Origin of the sequence: Roseococcus thiosulfatophilus (genome assembly GCF_017311575.1) — a bacterium.
Lineage (GTDB): Bacteria > Pseudomonadota > Alphaproteobacteria > Acetobacterales > Acetobacteraceae > Roseococcus > Roseococcus thiosulfatophilus.
Genome location: NZ_JAFFQY010000022.1, coordinates 285,257 through 302,727 on the forward strand (window position 1 = coordinate 285,257; position 17,471 = coordinate 302,727).

A 17,471-nucleotide genomic window follows, 5' to 3' on the forward strand; every position below is an offset into this window, starting at 1 on the left:
ATGGAACGCTTCATCTACACCCTCATCCGCGGCGCCGATTGGCGCGCGGCGCAGGCGCTGGGCGAATACCGCGGCAGCGCCGATGACCGGCGCGACGGATTCCTGCATTTCTCGACCGCCGCGCAGTTGCGCGCCACCGCCACCAAGCACCGCGCGGGCGAGGCGGATTTGTGGATGATCGAAGCGGAAAGCGCGCCGCTCGGCGAGGCGCTGCGCTGGGAGCCGGCCTCGGGCAGTTCCCGCCCCGGCCTGTTCCCGCATCTCTACGCGCCCCTGCCGCTCTCGGCCGTGCGGCGGGCGCTGCATGTGCCGCTGGGCGCGGACGGTGTTCACGCCTTCCCGGAGGATGTGCCCTGACGTGATGGCCGTCGCGCGGCCGCGATCACCGCGCGTTCGCTCATCAGGCAGGCCAGCACTACGACGCAGCCGCCCAGGATGACCGCCAGACCCGGCGTGTTCCCGAACACCACATAGTCCAGCACCACGGACCAGGGCAGGGCGATGAACTCGAAGGGCGCCAGCCGCGCCGGCGAGGCATGGCGGAAGGCCAGCGCCAGCAGCAGCGTCGCCGCGCCCGCGATCACGCCATTGGCGGTGAGCCGCGCCCATCCTTCGGCATCGGGCGGCACCCATGCGCCCCAGGCGAAGGGCGCCATGGCAATGAGGCCCAGCAGCGAGGGCCAGAAGATCAGCCGCGCCAGCCCCGCCTCGGCCCGCAGCCCGCGGTTGATGGTGATGTTGGTGGCGTAGCAGATGGTCCCCAGCAGCGCGTAGCCAAGCCCCAGCAGGCTCGCGCCCCCGCCGATCTGCGGCACCAGCGCGATGATGACGCCCCCGAAACCGACGCCCGACCAGATCCAGGCGGCGCGCGGCACCTCCTCGCGCAGGAACAGCGCGGCCATGACCAGCGTCAGGAAGGGCGCGGTGAAGAAGACCAAGTAGCCCAGCGCCAGCGGCAGATGCCGGAAAGCCAGGAAGAACAGCAGGCCCGAGAACAGCATGGCCACCGCCCGCAGCCCATGCAGGAAGGGGTGGCGCGTGCGGAGTGACCCGCCGGCCTCGCGCCACAGGGCGCGCAGCCCCAGCAGCAGCGCCAGCAGGGTGACATGGCGCAGGAAGATGGCCTGGGCCGCGCTGTACTCCGCCGACAGGATCTTGCTGTTGGCGTCGAGCACGCCGAACATCGCGATCCCGGTCATGAGCATGACCGGCCCCTTCACATCCCGTTCCTTGCAGCCGTGTGAAGGACAGCATGTCCGGCCCGGCCGCCCCTGTGTCAACGCACGGATCTGGGGTATCTGCCCCGCGACATGACACCTGCGATCGCCTCCGCCCTGACCCCCGCGCTCCGGCTGCTCGATGCCGAGACCGCCCATGGCCTGGCCCTGCGCGGGCTGGCGGCCGGGCTGGCGGGCGCGGATGCCACGCCCGATGCGCCCTCGCTGGCCGTGCGGGCGCTGGGCCTCGACTTCCGCAACCCCATCGGGCTCGCCGCCGGCTTCGACAAGGATGCGGTGGCGGTGCTCCCCCTGCTGCGCCTCGGTTTCGGCTTCGTGGAGGCCGGCACCGTCACCCCCCGCCCCCAGGCGGGCAACCCCCGCCCGCGCCTGTTCCGCCTGACGGAAGACCAGGCCGTGATCAACCGCATGGGCTTCAACAACGGGGGCCTCGACGCCTATCTGGAGCGCCTTCGCGCCCTGCCGCGCCCGCTGCCGGGCGTGCTCGGCGCCAATGTGGGCGTGAATAAGGAAGGCGCCGATCCGGAGCGCGACTACCCCGCCCTCTGCCGCGCCGTGGCACCCCTGGCGGACTATGTCACCATCAACATCTCCTCGCCCAACACGCCGGGCCTGCGGGATTTGCAGGGGGAGGCGCGGCTCGCTTCCGTCCTCGCCGCCGTGGCGCCGCCGACGCTGGGCAAGCCCGTGCTGGTGAAGCTGGCGCCCGATCTGGCGGATGACGCGCTGGGGCCGCTGGTGGAAGTCTGCGTGGCGGCGGGTGTCGCGGGCCTCATCATCTCCAACACCACCATCGCGCGGCCGGAGACGCTGCGCGGGGCGGCGAAGGGTGAGGCGGGCGGGCTGTCCGGCGCGCCCCTGTTCCAGCGCTCCACCGAGGTGCTGCGCGCCGTGCGGCGCCTCTCGGGCGGGCGGCTGGTGCTGGTCGGCGCGGGCGGCGTCGCCAGCGGTGAACAGGCCTATGCGAAGATCCGCGCCGGCGCCTCGCTGGTGCAGCTCTACACGGGCTTCGCCTATGGCGGCCCGGCGCTGGTGGGACGGATCAAACGGGAATTGGCGGGGCTGCTGGCGCGCGACGGTTTCGCGCGCGTGGCCGATGCCGTGGGAGTGGACGCGTGACGATCAAGATCTACGAAGGCCTGGAACCCCTGGCCGACCGCTATGACGGCTATGTGCTGGACCTGTGGGGCGTGGTGCATGACGGGCGCGCGCTCTACCCGGGCGTCTCGGAATGCCTCGCCATGCTGCGCCAGCGCGGCAAGCGCATCGTCTTCCTGACCAACGCGCCGCGCCGCGCCTGGTTCATCCAGGGCATGCTAGACAAGATGGGGCTGGAGCGGGGGCTGTATGACGGCATCATCTCCTCCGGCGAGGTCTCCTGGCGCTGGCTGAAGCACCGGCCGGAGGGCTGGTTCCGCAAGTTCGGTCCGCGCGGCTTCCACATCGGGCCGGAGCGGGACCTCTCGGTGGCCGAGGATGGCGCGGCGGAACTCGTCGCCACGCCCGAGGAAGCCGATTTCCTGCTGAACACCGGCCCCGACCCCGACCGTGGCTCGCACTCGGTCGAGGCCTATCGCCCCGCCCTGGAACGCTGCTTCGCGGCGAAGCTGCCCATGGTCTGCGTGAACCCCGACCGCGCGGTGATGGTGGGCGCGGACAGGCTGATCTGCGCCGGCGCGCTGGCGGACATGTATCTGGAATGGGGCGGCGATGTCTTCGAGGTGGGCAAGCCGGACCCGGCCGTCTATGGCCCCGTCATGGAGGCGCTGGAGCTGACCGACCGCGCCCGCGTGCTGGCGGTGGGCGACACGCCCCACACCGACCTGGCGGGCGCGGCCGCGGCGGGGATGGACAGCCTCTGGGCCATGACGGGCCTGACGGCCAATGCCCATGGCGATGACCCCTCGCCGGAGGTGCTGGCGCGCGTGGCCGAGGAAGAGGGCGTGCGGCCCTTGGGGGCGCTGCGCAGCCTGCGCTGGTAGGGGCCGCCCCCCCGCCAGCAGGCGCTGTCAGGCGTGCCCCGCCGCGCCCACGATGCGGCTGGGGTCCACGCGCAGCTTGGACATGGCGCGGTCCCACTTGGTCTTGAGCTCGCTGTCGAACAGCAGCGCCTCGTCCGGAGGCGCGATGAGCCAGGCGTTCTCCGCGATCTCGGCGTCGAGCTGCCCCGGGCCCCAGCCGGCATAGCCCAGCGCCAGCACGCATTGGCGCGGGCCGCTGCCCTCGGCGATGGCCTTCAGGATGTCCACATTGGCGGTGATGGCGAAGCCGCCCTCGACGGGCAACGAGCCCTCCTCGCGCCATTCATTGGTGTGCAGCACGAAGCCGCGCCCCTCATCCACCGGGCCGCCATTCAGCAGGCGGATGTCGCGCTGCGGCGGCACCGCCTCCACGCCCACCTGGCGCAGCAGCGCGTCGAAGCTGAGCTTCTGGATGGGCCGGTTGAGGATGAGGCCCATGGCCCCCTCGGGCGAATGGGCGCAGATGCAGATCACGCTGCGCGCGAAGCGGCTGTCGCGCATGGAGGGCATGGCGATGAGCAGCTGCCCGGAGAGGGTGTCGCCGCCAACGGGGTCTAGGGGGTCGGTGGGGTCCTGTCGTACCATGGCACAGAGATGGCGCGGGGCAGGGCAGGCTGCAAGCGGCGGGGCGGTCCTGCATTCTCCTGGCGGCGGTTCTGTTCTAAAGCCGACCGGCTGATCCACGCCCTCGGTGATTCCACCGGGGGCGATGAGACGCTAAACGTGCGGTCCGCACAGGAGGAATTCCCCCATGACGATCAAGGTCGGTGACAGCATCCCCTCGGCCAAGCTGATGATGGCGACCGCCGAAGGCCCCAAGGAAGTGACGACCGAGGAACTCTTCGGCGGCAAGACGGTGGTCCTGTTCGGCGTGCCGGGCGCCTTCACTCCCACCTGCTCGGCCAAGCACCTGCCGGGCTTCGTCACCAACATCGCCGCGCTCAAGGGCAAGGGCGTGGACATGGTGGCCTGCATCGCGGTGAACGACGTCTTCGTGATGGGTGCCTGGGGCAAGGACCAGGGCGTGGGCGAGAACGTGGCCATGCTGGCCGATGGCAGCGCCGCCTTCACCAAGGCGATGGGCCTGGAGTTCGACCTGACGGCCCGCGGCCTGGGCGTGCGGTCGCAGCGCTTCGTGCTGGTGGCGAAGAACGGCGTGGTGACGCATGTGGCCGTGGAGGCGCCGGGCGCCTTCGAGGTCAGCAGCGCCGAAGCGGTGCTCGCCGCGCTCTGAGAGAAAGAGCCCGGCGCTTCATGCGCTGGAATTGAAAAGCGGTGAAGGTCTTGCGGCAACGCAAGACCTTCATGCGTTTGTCACGTTATCCTCCCGGACAGTGCCATTCGGGAGGGCCCAAGACATGAAGACACGCACCATGGCGGAGATGGTCCGCCACCAGGACCCGCTGGCCATGCCACCGGGCGCCACCGTGCAGGAGGCCTGCATCGCCATGCACCGTCGCCGCGTGGGCGCGGTGCTGGTGGTGGAACATGGCAAGCTGGCCGGCATCTTCACCGGGCGCGACGCGGTGCTTTGCCTGGCGCGCGAAATGGACCCGGCCCGCACCGCGCTCGGCCAGGTGATGACCAAGTCCCCCACCACGCTCCGCGCGCAGGACCGTGCCATCGAGGCGCTGCGCCTGATGAATGATGGCGGCTTCCGTCACCTGCCGGTGGTGGAGGAGGGAAGGGTGCTGGGCATCGTCTCGCGCTATGATTTCCGCACGGAGGAGCATGGGCGCATGGACGAGGAAACGGGGTATTTCGAGGTGATCCGGTAGCGCGGCCGCCTCGCCACGGCGGTCACCCCCGCATGGCGTCAAGATGGGCTTCGACACGCGCGACGGCCTCTCCAGGGCTGAGTTCGGCCGTATCGAGGCGGAGATGCGGCCCGTCCCAAGCCTCGAACCGGCGCCGCGTCACCGCGGGCCAATCCGGGGCGACGAGGCCCGGCACGTCCGACACCCGTTCCTCGACCCTGCGGCGGTGTTCCGTCGCGTCGGAACAGACCACCAGCACCTGCACCAGCGGAACGCCCGTTCGTGCCGCCACCGCCTGCCAGCCCGCGCGGCTTTCCCGGACAGGGTTCACGCAATCCGCCACCACCGGCAGGCCGGCGGCGAGGTTGGCCTCGGCCAGGGCATTGGCAACAGCGTAGCCCGCGGTGCCCACCTCGCCCGCCAGCACTCCGGCGTTGCGGATGGCCTGCTCGATCACATCAATGCGCAGGTGCATCGCCTGGCGGCGACGCGCGACCTCCCGCGAGATCGTGGTCTTGCCCGTTCCCGGCAGGCCGCTGAAGACGATGAGCATGGTGGCGTTCCTTGAAGGATCATAAGCGTCCGTTAAGCCCGCGGCCGCACGCTCGCCCGGAAATGGAGGACACCATGACCGGCGACACCACGGCGGAGGAGGTGCGGGAGGCGCGAACGCGCCTGACCCGCCACCTGACCGAACTGCACAAGCTGCACCTGACCCTGCTGGCCGAAACGCGCGGGCTGAAGAGGTTCACCACGGCCGGCCGGTCCAATGCCGAGATCGAGATCACCGCGGAGGTGCTGGAGCAATATCTCTCCGCGACCGACGCCTTCCTGGAGAACATGCGCGGCCGCGTCGAATCCCGGCTGGGCCTGCTCCGGCGGGGTGAGCCGCTGGTGAATGGCCGCGCCGATGACGCGCCGGGCCATGGCGCGTTCTGGCTGAGTTTTTCCCGGCTCTGCGCGGTGCTGCGGCGCGCGGCGAAGCGCGCCGAAGCCTGACGGGGCCGCGAGCGCTTCAGGCTCGCTTCAGGGCAGCAGGACGGTGCTGCCCGTGGTCTTGCGCGCCTCCAGGTCCCGGTGCGCCTGGGCGGCGTCCTTCAGCTTGTAGCGCTGGTTCACGTTCATCTTCACCGCACCCTTGGCGACGACGTCGAACAGGTCGTTCGCCACCGCCACCAGATCCTCGCGCTTGGCGGTGTAGGAGGCGAGCGTGGGGCGCGTCAGGTAGAGGGAGCCCTTGGCGGCCAGCACGCCGATATCAATCGGCGGCACGGGGCCCGAGGCATTGCCGTAGCTGACCATGAAGCCCAGCGGCGCCAGGCAGTCGAGCGAGGGCATGAAGGTGTCGCGGCCCACGCTGTCATAGACCACCGGCACCATCGCGCCGCCGGTGATCTTCTTCACCGCGGAGGGCAGGTCCTCGCTCGTCAGCACGACATGGTCGGCGCCGTGCGCGCGGGCGAGTTCGGCCTTCGCCTCGGTGCTGACGGTGCCGATGACGGTGGCGCCCAGGTGCTTGGCCCATTGGCACATGATGAGGCCGACGCCACCGGCCGCCGCGTGCACCAGGATCGTCTCGCCGGCCTTCACGCGGTAGGTGGTGCGCAGCAGGTATTGCGCCGTCATGCCCTGGAGCATCATGGCCGCCGCGTCCTCGAAGCCGATGGCCTCGGGCAGCTTCACCAGGCGGTCGGCCTTGATGGTACGGGCCTCGGCATAGGCGCCGACGGGGCCGGAGGCATAGGCCACGCGGTCGCCGACGGCGACTTCCGTCACGCCCTCGCCGATGGCCTCGACCACGCCCGCGCCCTCCATGCCGATGGTGGCCGGCAGGTTGGGCAACTTGTAGAGGCCGGTGCGGAAATAGACGTCGATGAAGTTCAGGCCCACGGCCTTGTGGCGCACCAGCGCCTCGCCGGGCTTGGGCGCGGGGAGCGGCACCTCCTCCCACACCAGTTGCTCGGGGCCGCCATGCTCATGGATGCGGATGCTGTGGTTCACGGGGCGGAAGCTCCTGGATTGAGATGGCGCGCCTCATGGTCGAGGAGGAAGCGCTTCGTGTTGGGGCCGTCGAGGCCGGAATAGCCCCCCAGCTTCCCGCCCGCCGCCACGACGCGGTGGCAGGGGATCAGGATGGGGATGGGGTTCGCGCCATTGGCCTGGCCCACCGCGCGGGCCACGGAGGCCACCTCGCGCGCGATGTCGGCATAGCTGCGGGTTTCGCCAGGCGGGATGCGGGTGAGCGCCGCCCAGACCCGGCGCTGGTAGGGGGTGCCGTGCGGCGCCAGCGGAAGCTGGAAATGCAGCCGGCGCCCGTCGAAATAGTCCTGCAGCTGGTCCCTCGCCTCGCGCAGCAGCGGTGTGGTCGACTGGTCCCGCCCCCGCCCCCAGTCGAGGGCGACAAGGGCGCCGTCCTCCTCCGAGAGGGTGAGTTCACCCAGCGGTGTCATCAGCGAGAGCTGAGGCATGTTTCCCAAGATTGCAGTGACGGAGGGATGCAGCACCCCCCGGGGGCGCGCGTCAAGCGGGGGTTTTCAAGGCCTGGGCGCGGGGGCATGGCGCCGCTACATGCAAAGGGAACGCAGGAGCTTTGCCATGGCCGAGGCCGACCCCCCGCTCTACTTCGACGCGCATGTCTTCGTCTGCTGCAACCGCCGCCCGGACGGCCACAGACGCGGCAGCTGCGCGGCCGCGGGCAGCGAAAGGCTGCGCGACTACATGAAGGCGCGGGCGAAGGAACTGGGCCTGAAGCGCGTGCGCGTGAACATGGCGGGCTGCCTGGATCGCTGCGAGTTCGGCCCGGCCGTCGTCATCTATCCGGAAGGCGTGTGGTACCGCCCGCAGACGGAGGCGGATGTGGATGAGATCCTTTCGGCGCATCTCGTGGCGGGCGGGCGCGTCACGCGGCTGATGCTGACCGAGAAGGACGTGCCGCCGCCGAAGGCATGAGGACGATCTTCGCCCTCGCCTCCGGGGCGGGACGGGCGGCGGTGGCGGTGATGCGCGTCTCGGGGCCTGGGGCGGGCGCGGCGCTGGAAGCCCTGGCAGGCCGACTGCCGACACCGCGCATGGCCAGCCTGCGGCGGTTGCGACATGGCGGCGTGGTGCTGGACCAAGCGCTGGTGCTGTGGTTCCCCGGCCCCGCCTCCTACACCGGCGAGGACAGCGCGGAGCTGCACCTGCATGGCGGCCCGGCCGTGGTGGCGGCGGTGGCGGAGGCGCTGGTGGCGCTGGGCCTGCACCCGGCCGAGCCCGGCGAATTCACGCGCCGCGCCTTCCTCAACGGCAAGCTGGACCTGACCGCCGCGGAGGGTATCGCGGACCTGATCGCGGCCGAGACCGAGGCACAGCGGCGCCAGGCCTTGCGCCAGGCCGAGGGCGGGCTGGCCGCGCGCCATGCGGCATGGGCCGCGCGCCTGACCCGGCTGCTGGCGCGCCAGGAAGCCTTCATCGAGTTCGAGGAGGAGGACCTGCCCTCGGACCTCGATGCCCAGGTGACGGCCGATGCCCTGGCCTTGCGCGCGGAAATGGCCGCCCTGCTGGCCGAGGCGCCGCGCGGCGAACGCCTGCGCGAGGGCGTGGCCGTGGCCATCCTGGGCGCACCGAATGCGGGAAAATCCTCCCTGCTGAACGCGCTGGCGGAGCGCGAGGCCGCCATCGTCTCCGCCCGTGCCGGCACCACGCGCGATGTGGTGGAGGTGCGCCTCGAACTGGGCGGCGTACCGGTCACGCTGGCCGATACCGCCGGCCTGCGCGAGACGGCGGACGAGATCGAGGCCGAAGGGGTGCGGCGTGCCCTGGCGCGGGCCGAGGCCGCTGATCTGCGCCTGCTGGCCTTCGCCAGCAATGCGGCGCCGGATGCCGCCACCCTGGCGCTGCAAGGGCCGGACGCGATCATGGTCGCCACCAAGGCCGACCTGGGCGGGGTGCCGCTTTCAGGCGCCCTGGCGGTTTCGGCCTACACAGGCGCCGGGCTGCCCGCGCTGCGCGTGGCGCTGGAGGCGGCGGTGCGGGACCGGGCCGGGCTTTCGGAGGCGGCCGGCCTGACCCGCCCCCGCCACCGCGCGGCACTGGGCGAGGCGGTGGAATGGCTCGACCGCCTGCCTTTAGCGCTCATGCCGGAGCTGCGCGCGGAGGCGCTGCGCGGCGCCCTGAGGGGCCTGTCGCGCCTGACGGGGCGGGTGGATGTGGAGCAGGTGCTGGACTTGGTGTTTGGCGAGTTCTGCATCGGCAAGTAGCGGTGCTATAGGCCCCGCATGTTCGACATGCGCTATGACGTGGTGGTGGTGGGCGGCGGCCATGCCGGCTGCGAGGCGGCGGCGGCGGCCGCGCGCTGCGGCGCGCGCACCCTGCTGCTGACCCATGACCCGGCCAAGCTGGGCGAGATGTCCTGCAACCCGGCCATTGGCGGCATCGGCAAGGGCCACCTGGTGCGGGAGGTGGACGCGCTGGACGGAATCATGGGCCGCGCGGCCGATGCAGCGGGCATCCACTTCAAGCTGCTGAACCGCAGCAAGGGCCCAGCGGTGCGGGGCCCGCGCGCCCAGGCGGATCGCAAGCTCTACCGTCAGGCCGTGGCCGCGCTGCTGGCGGAGACGCCGGGCCTGACCTTGCTAGGTGACCCGGCCGAGAACCTGCTGCTGGACGACGGGGTGTTGTCGGGCGTGCTGACGGCGGCGGGGCGGCGCATCGGCTGCGGCGCGTTGGTCATCACCACCGGCACCTTCCTGCGCGGCATGATCCATATCGGCGAGAGGCGCATTCCGGCCGGGCGCGTGGACGAGGCGCCGGCGGTGGGGCTGGCCCTGGCCCTGGAGCGCCTGGACCTGCCGCTGGCGCGGCTGAAGACCGGCACGCCGCCACGGCTGGATGGCCGCACCATCGACTGGGCCGCCCTCGAGTCCCAGCCGGGCGATGCGGAGCCGGAGCCTCTGTCCTGGATGACGGAGCGCATCACCAACCGCCAGGTGGAATGCGGCATCACCCACACCACCCCCCGCACGCATGAGATCATTCGCGGCAGCCTGCACCTCTCGGCCGTCTATGGCGGGCGGATCGAGGGGGTGGGGCCGCGCTACTGCCCCTCGGTCGAGGACAAGGTGGTGCGCTTCGCCGACAAGCCCCGGCACCAGATCTTCCTGGAGCCGGAGGGGTTGGATGACACGACGGTCTATCCCAACGGCATTTCGACCAGCCTGCCTGAGGAGGTTCAGGCGGCTCTCGTGGCCAGCATTCCCGGGCTGGAGCGGGCCACCATCCTGCGCCCCGGCTACGCCATCGAGTACGACCATGTGGACCCGCGCGCGCTGTGGCCCACGCTGGAATGCCGCGCCCTGCCGCGCCTCTTCCTGGCCGGGCAGATCAACGGCACCACGGGCTATGAGGAGGCCGCGGCCCAGGGGCTACTCGCCGGCGTGAACGCGGCGCATCGCGCGGGCGGCGGGGATACGCCGGCGACGCTAACCAGGGCCGACGCCTATCTGGGCGTGCTGGTGGACGACCTGACCCTGCACGGCGTCAGCGAACCCTACCGCATGCTGACCGCGCGCTCCGAATACCGGCTGAGCCTGCGGGCGGACAATGCGGGAATGCGGCTGACGGGCCATGGCCTGGCCTGGGGCTGTGTTGGCCCCGCCCGCGCCGCCGCTCACCAAGCCTTTGCGCGGGCGGCGGAGGATGCCCTGGCCCGCGCCCGCGCCGAAGGCGCGACGCCCGCGCAGTACCTGGCCGCCGGCATCCCCATCAACCAGGACGGCCGCTGGCGTAGCCTCTTCGACGTGCTGGCGCTGCCAGCCGCTGCCAGCGCGACGATCGAGGCCCTCTTCCCCTGGCTCGGGGACCTGCCGCCACGTGTGCGCTCCTATCTTGAGGCCGAGGCCCTCTACGCCCCCTACCTCGACCGCCACGCGGCCGAACGCGCGATGCTGGAACGCGAGGAGGCCCTGGCCATCCCGCCCGACATCGACTTCGCCGCCATCGCCGGCCTTTCCAACGAGATGCGCGACCGACTGCACCGCGCACGACCCGCCACCCTGGGCAGCGCCGGCCGCCTTCCCGGCGTGACGCCCGCGGCCCTGGCCGCACTTGCGGTCCATCTCCGTCGCCAGATGCGTGTTTCACGTGAAACAGCCTGAGCCGCCCGCCGAGCACCCTGTTTCACGTGAAACAGAGGCGCGGCTGCGCGCCTATCTTCGGCTGCTGCTGGACTGGAACAGTCGCATCAATCTCGTGGCGGCCGCGCCAGAGGACGTGTTGTGGCAACGCCACATCCTGGATGGGTGGCAGCTCCTCCCGCTGCTGCCCGACGGGCCGCTGGCAGACCTTGGCTCCGGCGGCGGGTTGCCGGGCCTCGTCATCGCCATCGGGCGCGCCCAGGAAACGCATCTCGTCGAATCGGATCGGCGCAAATCCGCCTTCCTGATCGAGGCCGCGCGCCAGCTTGGCCTGCCCCATGTGCACGTGCACCCTCGCCGCATCGAGGCCGCGCCACTGCCGCCCCTGACCGTCCTCACAGCCCGCGCCCTGGCGCCGCTGACGGATCTGCTTCCGCATGCCGCGCGCCTGCTGGCTCCAGGCGGCGTTGCCGTCTTTCCAAAGGGCAGAACCGCTGAAGCGGAGTTGACGGCCGCCGCGCCGCATTGGTTTATGCAGGTCGAGCGGTTCGCGAGCCGGACGGACGCCGCCGCCACCATTTTCCGGCTGAGCGAGATTCGCCCTGAAGTCGTCTGACACCCCGCCGCCGCGCATCCTTGCCCTCGCCAACCAGAAGGGTGGCGTGGGAAAGACCACAACCGCCGTGAACCTGGCCGCCGCCCTCGCCGCGCGGCAGAAGGTGCTGTTGATCGACCTGGACCCGCAGGGCAATGCCTCCACGGGTCTTGGCGTCGCGCGGGCGGAGCGCGGCGCGGGCAGCTATGCCCTGCTGATCGATGGCCGCCCGTTGGCAGAGGTCATCCGCCCCACCACCGTGAAGAACCTCCACCTCGTGCCCGCCGACCAGGACCTGGCCGGCGCGGAGCTCGAACTGGCCGACCTGTCCCGCCGTGAATCGCGCCTGAAGAGCGCCATCGAAGCCGGCGCCGAGCGCCTGCGCGGCGTGGACTGGGTGCTGCTGGATTGCCCGCCCTCACTCGGCCTGCTGACCCTAAACGCGCTGGTGGCGGCGGAGGCGGTCATGGTCCCCCTTCAGGCGGAATTCTACGCGCTGGAGGGCATGTCCCAGATCATGCAGACGCTGGAGCGGGTGCGCGGCGGCTTCAACCCCGCGCTGCGCCTCGAAGGCATTGTGCTGACCATGCTGGACCGCCGCAACAACCTCTCCGAGGCGGTGGAGAACGACGTCCGCGGCTTCTTCAAGCAGCAGGTCTATGAGACGATCATCCCCCGCAATGTCCGCGTGTCTGAGGCGCCTTCCCACGGCCTGCCCGTGACGCTCTATGACCCACGCTCGCCAGGCGCCGACGCCTACACCCGCCTCGCCGCCGAATTTCTTCGCCGCCACCGCGCGCGGCTCCGCCAGGAGGCGACCGCATGACCAAGCCCCCCGCCTTGGGCCGCGGCCTCTCAGCCCTGCTGGGCGACGCCGCGGCGGCCAGCACCGGGGCCAATACGCCTGGTCTGCGCCTCCTCCCCATCGCCTCCATCGAACCCGGCGCCTTCCAGCCGCGCGAGGCGATGGACGAGGCGGCGCTCGCCGAACTCGCCGGCTCCATCCGCGAGCATGGCGTGCTCCAGCCCATCCTGGTGCGCCCGCTCAAATCCAGCCGTGGCCAGCGCTTCGAGATCATTGGCGGCGAACGCCGCTGGCGCGCCGCCCAGGCCGCCGGGCTGCACGAAGTGCCGGCCCTGGTGCGCGACCTGTCGGACCGCGAAGCCATGGCCGCCGGCCTCGTGGAAAACCTCCAGCGCCAGGATTTGAACGCGCTGGAGGAGGCCGAAGGCTATGGCCGCCTCGTCGAGCAGTTCGGCCTGACACAGGACGCGCTGGCCCGTGCCGTGGGCAAGAGCCGCCCGCACATCGCCAACACCCTCCGTTTGCTGCAACTGCCCGACCGCGTGCGCGAATTGCTGCGCGAGGGCGCGCTGACCGCCGGCCACGCCCGCGCCCTGCTCACCGCCAAGGACCCGGTGGGCCTTGCCTTGCAGGTGGTGGACCGCGGCCTGAACGTCCGCCAGGCCGAGGCGCTGGCCGCCAGCCGCAACCTGCCCCCGGCCCCGCGCGCCCCCCGCTCCGACGCCGACACCCGCGCGATCGAGCAGAAGCTCATCGCGCATCTGGGCCTCAAGGTCGCCATCAAGCACGGGCCGCGCGGGGGGCAGGTGGTCCTGTCCTACAAGGACCTGGACCAGCTCGACGGGATCGTCCGCCTCCTCACGAAATGATGGCCGCGTGCGCCATGGTGCTGAGCGTGTCCATGCGCGGCCCGTGGAATTCCTCGCTCTGCCGCGTGTTGGACAGGAAGGCGAAGCTCACCCCCGAGGCCGGGTCCGCCCAGCAATAGGAAGACCCCACGCCGCCATGGCCGAAGGTGGAGGGGTGCGCGATGGCGCCCAGGCCGCGGATGGCCGGCGTCGTCCCGCGCAAATGCGGCCCCAGGCCCCGGTGCATGGGCATGCCGTTGTATTCGTCCGGCCGGTCGCCCGTGTAGTTCCGCACGGCGTATTCGATGGTCCGCGGTGACAGGATGCGCCGCCCCGCCAAGGCGCCCCCGCCCAGCAGCGCCTGGTAGAAGGCCGCCATGGCGCGCGCCGTGCCATAGCCGCCGCCGCCCGGGATGCCGGCGGCGCGGTGGGCCAGGCTGCCTTCCAGCATCCGAACCGTCCCGTCCACGTCCCGCATGTCGGCCACGCGCGGCACCTCGGCCTCGGGCAGGCCCACGAACAGCTCGCGCTCCAGTCGCAACGGCTCGATGATGTGCCGGCGCAGGAAGGCGCGATGGTCCTCGCCCGAGACGGCGCGGATCACGGCCGCCGCCACCCAGTGGGCCGAGGCCGGGTGGTAGCGCACCAGGCTCCCCGGCGCCCATTCCAGGCTGAAGCCGCACACCACCTCGCGCAGCTTCGCCGGGTCCTCCCAGGCTGCGGGCGGCACCTCGGCGCTGGGGAAGCCCGCCTGGTGCGTCAGCAGCTCGATGAAGGTGATGGCGCCCTTCCCCCCCGTCTCGAAGCCCGGCAGGTGCTCGGCCACCGTGTCGCTCAGGCGCAGCGCGCCGCGCTCCGCCAGCAGCCAGAGCGCCGCGGCCGTCAGCACCTTGGTGTTGGAATAGAGCAGCCACAGGGTCTCCGCCGTCGCCTTCACCCCCGGCCGCGCCTCGCCGAAGCTGCGATGCAGCGCAAGCCGCCCGTGCCGCGCGATGGCCAGCTGCGCGCCGGGATGGTGCCCAGCGGCGATGTCCGCCTCGATGCGGGCGCACAGCGCCTCAAGCCGCCCCGGATCAAGGCCGAGCTCGGCCGGGCTGGCTTCAGGCAGGGGAAAGGGCACGGTCATGGGATCATCCTCCTTCCGTCATCCTCCACCCAGGGCGAGCCGTCGGGAAGCCTTTGGACTTGGCGCCCCCGTCCCCCCCTGCCATGCTGACACCCAAAGCGGCGCAGCAAGCGCCGTGAATGGAGGAATTCATGTCCCTGACCCGCCGCGCGGCGCTGTCGGCGCTGCCCTTTGCCGCCCTGCCTTTCACCAGCCAGGCCCAGAGCCAGGCCTTCCCCGACCGCAATCTCCGCTACATCGTGCCCTTCCCGCCGGCGGGGCTGACCGACATCATGGCGCGCCTCGTGGCCCAGCGCCTGTCCGACACCTGGAACCGCCCCGTGGTGGTCGAGAACCGCGCCGGCGGCAACGCGCTGATCGGCGCCGACGCCGCCGCCAAGTCGCCGCCCGATGGCCACACGCTGCTGGCCATCACCATGACCCACACGGTCAATGTCTCGCTCTTCCCCAACGCCCCCTACAACCTGATGCGGGACTTCGCGCCCGTCTCGGTGCTCGGTTCCCTGCCGCTGGTGGTGGTGGTGAACGCGAACAACCCCGCGCGCACCCTGGCCGAGCTGATGGAACAGGCCCGCGGCCGCACCATGAATGGCGGCTCCTCCGGCAATGGCTCGCCCCCGCACCTCGGGCTGGAGCTGTTCCGCCAGGCCTCGCGCGCCGGCGCGAACATCACCCATGTGCCCTATCGCGGCGGCGCGCCCTCGGTGACGGACCTGGCCGGCGGCAACCTGGACCTGATCGTCTCCAACCTTCCGGAATGCCTGGGCCAGATCCAGGGCGGCCGCCTGCGCGCCCTGGCCACCACGGGCACGGAACGCCACCGCCTGATCCCCGACGTGCCCACCGTGGCCGAGGCGGGCGCGCCAGAACTCACCATGACCAACTGGACCGCGGTGCTGTCCAACGCCGCCGTCCCCGCGCCCATCTTCGCCGAGATCAGCCGCGCCACCCAGGCCGCCATCCGGCACGCGGACACCCGCCGCCGCGCGGAAGAAGGCGGCTTCGACGTGCTGGGCTGGGACCCCGACCGCTCCAAGAGCTTCATGGCGCAGGAGGTGGACCGCTGGGCCCAACTGGTGCGCGAGGCCAACATCCGCGTGGATGCCTGACCGCGCCCGATACGCTTCGCAAGTGGACGTGGCGGCCCATCCGCGCTTGAACAGGGCGCATGAATGACCAGCCACGCCTGAGCCTCGGCGAAGCCGAGACCCTCGCCGCCCGCGCGCTCTCCGCCGCGGGCGCGAATCCCGAGATGGCCCGCCTCACCGCCGCCGCCCTGGTCGGCGCCGAGGCCGAGGGGCAGGGCGGGCACGGCCTCTCCCGCGTGGCCATGTATGCCGGCTATCTGCGCGAGGGCCGCGCCAAGGGCGACGCCATCCCGCGCGTGACGGCCGAGCGTGGCGGCGCCGCCCTGGTGGATGCCGGCAACGGGTTGGCCTACCCCGCCCTGGCGATGGCCGAGGCCGAGGCCGAAGCCCGCGCCACCGCCCATGGCGTCAGCTTCGTCACGGTCACCAACAGCCACCATGCGGGCGCCATGTCCCTGCCCGTGCGGCGGCTGGCCGAGCGCGGGCTGGTGGCGCTCGCCTTCACCAACTCACCCTATGCCATGCCGGTGCCGGGCGGCCGCCGCCCGCTGCTGGGCACGAACCCCGTGGCGGCCGCCTTCCCCCGCCGCAAGGGGCCGCCCTTGCTGGTGGACTTGGCCCTGTCCGAGGTCGCACGCGGCAAGATCATGGTCGCCGCCAAGGAGGGCCGTCCGATCCCGGAGGGCTGGGCGCTGGACGCGGCGGGCAACCCGACCACCGACGCCAAGGCCGCCCTGGATGGCGCCATGCTCGCCATGGGCGGCACCAAGGGCGCGGCGCTCGCCTTGGTGGTGGAATTGCTCTGCGTCTCGTTGGGGGCTGCCGCCTTCGGCTTCGAGGCCGACAGCTTCTTCGCCCCCTCCTCCAACCCGCCGCGCCTGGGCCACGCCCTGCTGGCGGTGGACCCCGGCGCGCTGGCCGGCCATGCCGCCTATCTGGACCGTGTCGAGGCACTGATCACCGCCATGCTGGCCGACGAGGGCGTCCGCCTGCCCGGCGCCCGCCGCGAGATCCTGCGTGCCAACGCCATCACCCAGGGCCTCGCCGTGCCCCAGGCGGTGCTGGACCAACTCCATGCCCTCGCAAATTCCTGAGGGCTGGGGCGAGGCGCCCCGTCCCCGCCGCCCGGAACCCGCCCGCATCTGCGGCGTGAACGCCGTGCGCGCCCTGTTCCTACGCCGGCCGGAGGCGGTCATCCGCCTGCACTACCTGGCCGAGCGCCGCCCCGTGGCCGGCCCGCTCTGCCGCTATCTCGCGCGTCACCACAAGGCCTATCGCGAGGTGCTGGACGACGAACTCACCCGCATCGCGGGCACCGAGCACCATGGTGGCATCGTGGCGCTGGCCGAGCCGCGCCGCGCGCTGCCCATGCCCAACCCGCCGCCCGCCATCGTCTTCGCGGGCCCGGTGCTGCCGGTGCTGGACGGCATCGGCAACCCGCACAACCTTGGCGCCATCGCCCGGGGTGCCGCCTTCTTCGGCGCCAAGGCCATGATCCTCTCCGATGATCCGCGGCAGGCGGACCTGTCCGACGCCGCCTACCGCACCTCGGAGGGCGGGCTGGAGCACATGGCCATCTTCCGCGCGGAGCACCTGCCGAGCCTGCTGCGCCGCCTCTCGGGCCAGTTGCTCGTCACGGCGGCCGTGGCGGCCGGCGGTCAGCCGCCCGAGGCGCTGCCCCGCCGCAAGCCCATCGCGCTGGTGCTGGGCAATGAAGAAAGCGGCCCCTCGCCCGAGGTGCTGGCCTGCTGCGAGGCCCGCGTGACGCTGGCCGGCAGCGGCCTCGTGGAAAGCCTGAACGTGGCCGCCGCCAGCGCCGTGCTGATGCATGCCCTGGGCGGCGCCAAAGCTTGATCCGCCGACCCTCACGCCCCATTTGC

General features: G+C 71.7%; 21 protein-coding genes. 15 read left to right on the plus strand and 6 right to left on the minus strand.

Translation table 11 applies throughout. The annotated features are described in order from the left end of the window. On the plus strand, positions 1–357 hold the full coding sequence (locus JTN19_RS10575; RefSeq protein ID WP_206932155.1) for a DUF952 domain-containing protein: 357 nt from the start codon (positions 1–3) through the stop codon (positions 355–357). Here the strand turns inward: JTN19_RS10575 and JTN19_RS10580 are convergent. Then, positions 330–1,205, minus strand: coding sequence for a DMT family transporter (locus JTN19_RS10580; protein WP_206932157.1), 876 nt, complete (start codon positions 1,203–1,205; stop codon positions 330–332). The two genes, JTN19_RS10575 and JTN19_RS10580, sit on opposite strands and share 28 nt — an antisense overlap. Before the next feature lie 105 nt (positions 1,206–1,310). Between JTN19_RS10580 and JTN19_RS10585 the strand changes: the two genes are divergently transcribed. Further along, entirely contained in the window at positions 1,311–2,357 is a 1,047-nt protein-coding gene (locus tag JTN19_RS10585) for a quinone-dependent dihydroorotate dehydrogenase (protein WP_206932166.1), read from the plus strand. Further along, positions 2,354–3,220 carry a TIGR01459 family HAD-type hydrolase gene (locus JTN19_RS10590; RefSeq protein WP_340643311.1) on the plus strand — a complete coding sequence of 289 codons (867 nt, stop codon included), beginning with the start codon at positions 2,354–2,356 and terminating at the stop codon, positions 3,218–3,220. The genes JTN19_RS10585 and JTN19_RS10590 overlap by 4 nt, the downstream gene beginning before the upstream one ends. Before the next feature lie 27 nt (positions 3,221–3,247). Here JTN19_RS10590 and JTN19_RS10595 read toward each other — a convergent pair whose 3' ends face one another. Further along, complete coding sequence (locus JTN19_RS10595) at positions 3,248–3,844, minus strand: YqgE/AlgH family protein (RefSeq protein ID WP_206932168.1); 597 nt, start codon at positions 3,842–3,844, stop codon at positions 3,248–3,250. 166 nt (positions 3,845–4,010) lie between these two features. On the opposite strand from JTN19_RS10595, the gene JTN19_RS10600 reads away from it, so the two are divergent. After that, a complete protein-coding gene (locus tag JTN19_RS10600; RefSeq protein WP_206932170.1) occupies positions 4,011–4,493 on the plus strand; it encodes a peroxiredoxin in 483 nt (160 codons plus the stop codon). Between the two features lie 124 nt (positions 4,494–4,617). Then, positions 4,618–5,037, plus strand: a complete 420-nt coding sequence (locus tag JTN19_RS10605) for a CBS domain-containing protein (protein ID WP_206932180.1) — start codon at positions 4,618–4,620, stop codon at positions 5,035–5,037. A gap of 22 nt (positions 5,038–5,059) precedes the next feature. Here JTN19_RS10605 and JTN19_RS10610 read toward each other — a convergent pair whose 3' ends face one another. After that, on the minus strand, positions 5,060–5,569 hold the full coding sequence (locus tag JTN19_RS10610) for an AAA family ATPase (RefSeq protein ID WP_206932182.1): 510 nt from the start codon (positions 5,567–5,569) through the stop codon (positions 5,060–5,062). Positions 5,570–5,643: 74 nt separating this feature from the next. On the opposite strand from JTN19_RS10610, the gene JTN19_RS10615 reads away from it, so the two are divergent. Next, positions 5,644–6,015 carry a hypothetical protein gene (locus tag JTN19_RS10615; protein WP_206932184.1) on the plus strand — a complete coding sequence of 124 codons (372 nt, stop codon included), beginning with the start codon at positions 5,644–5,646 and terminating at the stop codon, positions 6,013–6,015. 27 nt (positions 6,016–6,042) lie between these two features. On the opposite strand, the gene JTN19_RS10620 is transcribed toward JTN19_RS10615, so the two are convergent. Next, positions 6,043–7,017 carry an NADPH:quinone reductase gene (locus JTN19_RS10620; RefSeq protein WP_206932186.1) on the minus strand — a complete coding sequence of 325 codons (975 nt, stop codon included), beginning with the start codon at positions 7,015–7,017 and terminating at the stop codon, positions 6,043–6,045. After that, positions 7,014–7,484 (minus strand): methylated-DNA--[protein]-cysteine S-methyltransferase, encoded by a 471-nt coding sequence (locus JTN19_RS10625; RefSeq protein ID WP_206932188.1) that lies wholly within the window; start codon positions 7,482–7,484, stop codon positions 7,014–7,016. Before JTN19_RS10625 ends, JTN19_RS10620 begins: the two co-directional genes overlap by 4 nt. A 127-nt stretch (positions 7,485–7,611) precedes the next feature. Between JTN19_RS10625 and JTN19_RS10630 the strand changes: the two genes are divergently transcribed. From JTN19_RS10630 to JTN19_RS10655, 6 genes are read left to right on the plus strand one after another with little or no spacing between them, the layout of a single operon-like run. Further along, entirely contained in the window at positions 7,612–7,965 is a 354-nt protein-coding gene (locus JTN19_RS10630) for a (2Fe-2S) ferredoxin domain-containing protein (RefSeq protein ID WP_206932190.1), read from the plus strand. Next, the gene (mnmE, locus tag JTN19_RS10635) at positions 7,962–9,254 is read left to right on the plus strand and encodes a tRNA uridine-5-carboxymethylaminomethyl(34) synthesis GTPase MnmE (RefSeq protein WP_206932192.1); all 1,293 of its coding nucleotides are present in this window, start codon (positions 7,962–7,964) and stop codon (positions 9,252–9,254) included. Before JTN19_RS10630 ends, mnmE begins: the two co-directional genes overlap by 4 nt. Positions 9,255–9,272: 18 nt before the next feature. Beyond that, positions 9,273–11,150, plus strand: coding sequence for a tRNA uridine-5-carboxymethylaminomethyl(34) synthesis enzyme MnmG (gene mnmG / locus JTN19_RS10640; RefSeq protein ID WP_206932195.1), 1,878 nt, complete (start codon positions 9,273–9,275; stop codon positions 11,148–11,150). Continuing rightward, the gene (rsmG, locus tag JTN19_RS10645) at positions 11,128–11,745 is read left to right on the plus strand and encodes a 16S rRNA (guanine(527)-N(7))-methyltransferase RsmG (RefSeq protein ID WP_456315797.1); all 618 of its coding nucleotides are present in this window, start codon (positions 11,128–11,130) and stop codon (positions 11,743–11,745) included. The genes mnmG and rsmG overlap by 23 nt, the downstream gene beginning before the upstream one ends. Beyond that, positions 11,732–12,550, plus strand: a complete 819-nt coding sequence (locus tag JTN19_RS10650) for a ParA family protein (RefSeq protein ID WP_206932347.1) — start codon at positions 11,732–11,734, stop codon at positions 12,548–12,550. The genes rsmG and JTN19_RS10650 overlap by 14 nt, the downstream gene beginning before the upstream one ends. Further along, positions 12,547–13,398: a ParB/RepB/Spo0J family partition protein gene (locus tag JTN19_RS10655; protein WP_206932200.1), complete on the plus strand. Its 852-nt coding sequence runs from the start codon at positions 12,547–12,549 to the stop codon at positions 13,396–13,398. Before JTN19_RS10650 ends, JTN19_RS10655 begins: the two co-directional genes overlap by 4 nt. On the opposite strand, the gene JTN19_RS10660 is transcribed toward JTN19_RS10655, so the two are convergent. After that, the gene (locus JTN19_RS10660; RefSeq protein ID WP_206932202.1) at positions 13,388–14,503 is read right to left on the minus strand and encodes a serine hydrolase domain-containing protein; all 1,116 of its coding nucleotides are present in this window, start codon (positions 14,501–14,503) and stop codon (positions 13,388–13,390) included. The genes JTN19_RS10655 and JTN19_RS10660 overlap by 11 nt on opposite strands. Before the next feature lie 131 nt (positions 14,504–14,634). Between JTN19_RS10660 and JTN19_RS10665 the strand changes: the two genes are divergently transcribed. From JTN19_RS10665 to JTN19_RS10675, 3 genes are read left to right on the plus strand one after another with little or no spacing between them, the layout of a single operon-like run. Beyond that, on the plus strand, positions 14,635–15,612 hold the full coding sequence (locus JTN19_RS10665) for a Bug family tripartite tricarboxylate transporter substrate binding protein (protein ID WP_206932204.1): 978 nt from the start codon (positions 14,635–14,637) through the stop codon (positions 15,610–15,612). A 59-nt stretch (positions 15,613–15,671) separates the two neighbouring features. Next, positions 15,672–16,685, plus strand: a complete 1,014-nt coding sequence (locus JTN19_RS10670; protein WP_206932208.1) for an Ldh family oxidoreductase — start codon at positions 15,672–15,674, stop codon at positions 16,683–16,685. Further along, on the plus strand, positions 16,666–17,445 hold the full coding sequence (locus JTN19_RS10675; RefSeq protein WP_206932210.1) for a TrmH family RNA methyltransferase: 780 nt from the start codon (positions 16,666–16,668) through the stop codon (positions 17,443–17,445). The genes JTN19_RS10670 and JTN19_RS10675 overlap by 20 nt, the downstream gene beginning before the upstream one ends. Positions 17,446–17,471 lie beyond the last annotated feature (26 nt).